A 3,433-nucleotide genomic window follows, 5' to 3' on the forward strand; every position below is an offset into this window, starting at 1 on the left:
TCATGTGGCGGAGCCACCTGTCCTGCGGCGCCGTGCGGCGAGCGTGCGTGCCGGGCGTCGGGGCGCAGGCGGGGAACTCAGAACAGGCCCTAGCGGCGTCCTCAGCTGCGATACGGCCTACCGGCCGCGCGGCCGGGCTCAGACCCAGGTGTCGAGCCACATCCGGGCGCGCCAGTCGGGATATGGGATCGTCTGCCCGGTGTAGACCGGGAAGAAGTAGATGAAGTTCCAGGCGATGAGCAGGACCAGCACGCCTGCGGCCACCGCCCCGTATGTGCGGCGCCTGCCCGTCACCCCTGGCGGACCCAGCAGGGCTCCCAGAGTCATCGTCACGGCCAGACACAGGTACGGCACGAAGACGACCGCGTAGAAGGAGAAGATCGTGCGGTCCTGGTACAGGAACCAGGGCAGATATCCGGCTCCGACCGCGCACAGGATGGCGCCGGAGCGCCAGTCACGGCGCAGCGCCCACCGGTAGAGCAGGTAGACGAGGGCGCAGCATGCCGACCACCACAGCAGCGGTGTACCGAGGGCGAGGATCGTCTGTGAGCAGTCGGTCGTCGTGTGGCAGCCGTCCGTCCCGGGTTTCGGCGACTCGTAGTGGAACAGCACGGGGCGGCCGAGGACCAACCAGCTCCAGGGATTCGACTCGTATGGGTGGGGGGTGTGCAGGCCCACGTTGAACCGGTAGACCCCGTACTCGTAGTGCCACAGGCTGCGCAGCGGGGCCGGGATCCACGACCAGGTGCCGCCGCGGCCGTCCGCCCAGTGGCGTCCGTAACCGTCGTCGGACAGGAACCAGCCGGTCCATGTCGCCAGATACGTCAGGAGGGCGACCGGGACGAGGGACAGCACCGACCAGCCGAGGTCCTTGCGCAGCACCGCACGGTAGGGGCGGTACGCGCCCGCCACGCGGCGGGCGCCGACGTCCCACAGCAGGGTGAGCAGCACGAAGAAGGCTAGGCAGTACAAGCCGTTCCATTTGGTCGAGGCAGCCAGTCCCAGGAAGACGCCGGCCGCGAGCCGCCAGGGACGCACGCCCGTCCCGGCACGGTCACCGGTGGGTCCGTCCGGGCGTACCCGGCCGTCCTCGTCTGCCGGCAGGGCCGCCGCGAGTCGGGCCCGTGCGTGGTCCCGGTCGATGAGCAGGCATCCGAAGGCCGCCAGGACGAAGACCATGACCACGAGGTCGAGCAGGGCGGTGCGACTCATCACGAGGTGCAGACCGTCGAGTGCCATCAGTGCTCCGGCCAGGCAGCCCAGCAGCGTCGAACGGAACAGGCGGCGTCCTGTCCGGCACAGCATCAGCACCGCCAGCGTGCCGAGAACCGCCGTCATGAAGCGCCAGCCGAAGGGGTCGAGGCCGAACATCCACTCGCCGAGGGCGATCACCCACTTGCCCGTCGGCGGGTGCGCGACGAAGGCCCCGGTTTCGGAGAGCGAGATCACCTGGGGGTCGGCCAGGATCTGCGGGTCGGAGATCTTGCGGTCCGGCCAGTCGCACTCGTAGCCGAGCCGCAGCAGGGACCATGCGTCCTTGGCGTAGTAGGTCTCGTCGAAGACGACCGCCCGCGGGCTGCCCAGGCGCCAGAAGCGCGGCAGCCCGGCGAGGAGCGCCACCAGCAGCGGCCCGCCCCATTCCGACCAGTGCACCAGCCGGCCCGCCGCCGCTGGGGGCAGCCCGAGCAGGCGCCACACCCGTGGTTCGGGTTCGGGGAACGGTACGACCAGGTGGTCGCGTACGGAGGTACGCGGGCGCTGGACGTAACCGAAGCGGCGCAGCCGCTGCTCCCAGGAGGTCGGTCGGCTGTTCGCCGCCGTCCGTGACTCGTCGACGGACGCGGGTGCGTTCTCATGGATCACGTGGTGTGCCTTCTGCCCTCACTGGCTGGGGCCGCTCGAACCTGGCAAGGTCGCTGCGTTCGTGGTCGAGGTCCGGGCCGGCAGCGGCACCCCCTGAGCACCGGAGGCGGGGCGGGCCGTCGACGGCATCGGGACGGACTCGGCCGACGTGACGGGTCGGGGCTGCGGGGCGGTCGGCCCACCCCGAGCGAAGGAGTTCGCCAGGACCACCAGTCCGATGCCGAGTGCGGCGGCGGTCAGCACGGATCCGGTGGCCATCCAGGCCGTCCGGGCCCGCTGCCGGGCGCGGACGGCGGCCCGCAGGCGGTACCGGTGGCGGTCCTCATAGGGGGTGTCCTGCCGGCTGTCACGCATCATCCGTGCCAGTTGCTGCTCGAAGTGATCCATGGCTCCTTCTTCACTCGGCCGGTTCAACCGGCTCGGGCGTCTCGGCAGTCTCGGCCAGAAGCTTCCGCAACCGTGCGACGCCGCGTGCCGTGAGTGAACGTGCGGTACCCACCGGACAGCCCAGCACGTCCGCGACATGCCGCTCGGGCAGGTCCTGGTAGTAGCGCAGCACCACCGCAGCCCTCTGCCGCGCCGGCAGCAACGCCAGCAGGGCCTCCAGCCGGGCCCGTTCGTCCACGGCGGCGGTCTTGTCCCCCACTTCGGGCGGGTCGGGCAGCTGAGCCACGGGGTGTTCACCCCACCAGCGACGCCGTGCGGAGCGAGCCGCAGCACGGGCCAGCACCTTGCGCACGTATGCCTCGGGCGCCTGCTCGGCCACCCTCGGCCAGGCGAACCACAGCTTGACCAGCGCCTCCTGGAGCAGGTCCTCGGCCCGGTGCTGGTCTCCGCCGGTGAACAGCCGTGCCAGGTGAAGCAACGCCGGCCACCGGGCCGTCACGAACCGGTCGAACTCGTCGGCCCGCAACCGCCCCATTCGCGTCGCCCCCTTGACCTCCCCGCCGAGCAGGTCGGCCTTCACCACGGCCTCGCGGAACCGCACACGTGTCACCGACCACGTATGCCGCCGCGCGACCGCGGACACACCCTCGCCTCTCACACCCTTACAAAGGCACTGGTCCCCGCCCGACTATGCACCTCCGCCGTGTGTTGCGGATCACGTACGTCGTCCGAACTCGGCGTCGGCGGGGCCTGACGTGAGGCGCGCGGATACGGAGCCACGTCAGCAACGTCCGGGAGGCACCCCACGCCGGCTCGCCTGTCGTCCGTAGGCCTCGTAATGAGGCAGCGGCCCCACACTGCCGTGCCGGCGCTGGGCCTGGGGCGTGCGGTGGTCAGGCGGGGCAGGTGGACGCTGGAGCAGCGGGAATTGGGGCAGGTCAGACACAGGGTCAGCAGCGGCAGGGGGCGGCCCGTGTGGTGCGCCCGCTTCGCGCAGAGGGCGGTGGAGGGCTGATAGAAGCAGTCGTTGAGGACACCGGGGTGAAGAGTCTTCGTCAGGTGCTGGAGCATGATGCGCAGCCGGGCGGGGCTAGGGCGTGTTTCGAAAGTAGCGTCGTCCGCCCGTAGGGCGGGCCAGGCGGCGTCTGGTGCGTGCGATCGCAAGGCGGAGGGTCGCCCCGAT

General features: G+C 70.9%; 3 protein-coding genes. All 3 read right to left on the bottom strand.

Going from position 1 to position 3,433, the window contains the following annotated elements; translation table 11 throughout:
• Positions 1-138: 138 nt before the first annotated feature.
• Genes AB0915_RS38695 through AB0915_RS38705 form a run of 3 tightly spaced genes read right to left on the bottom strand, consistent with a single transcriptional unit; the run spans position 139 to position 2,785 of the window.
• Positions 139-1,863: a phospholipid carrier-dependent glycosyltransferase gene (locus AB0915_RS38695; protein WP_366696033.1), complete on the bottom strand. Its 1,725-nt coding sequence runs from the start codon at positions 1,861-1,863 to the stop codon at positions 139-141.
• Between the two features lie 18 nt (positions 1,864-1,881).
• Positions 1,882-2,250, bottom strand: a complete 369-nt coding sequence (locus AB0915_RS38700; protein ID WP_366696035.1) for a hypothetical protein — start codon at positions 2,248-2,250, stop codon at positions 1,882-1,884.
• Positions 2,251-2,260: 10 nt separating this feature from the next.
• Positions 2,261-2,785, bottom strand: coding sequence for a SigE family RNA polymerase sigma factor (locus tag AB0915_RS38705; protein WP_366696037.1), 525 nt, complete (start codon positions 2,783-2,785; stop codon positions 2,261-2,263).
• Positions 2,786-3,433: the final 648 nt, after the last annotated feature.

This window comes from Streptomyces sp. NPDC048411 (assembly GCF_040704695.1).
Taxonomy (GTDB): domain Bacteria; phylum Actinomycetota; class Actinomycetes; order Streptomycetales; family Streptomycetaceae; genus Streptomyces.

Excerpts from the sequence above, each read along its gene's own strand:
- AB0915_RS38705 (WP_366696037.1), bottom strand. The coding sequence starts at position 2,785 with ATGGGGCGGTTGCGGGCCGACGAGTTCGACCGGTTCGTGACGGCCCGG.
- AB0915_RS38700 (WP_366696035.1), bottom strand. The coding sequence starts at position 2,250 with ATGGATCACTTCGAGCAGCAACTGGCACGGATGATGCGTGACAGCCGG.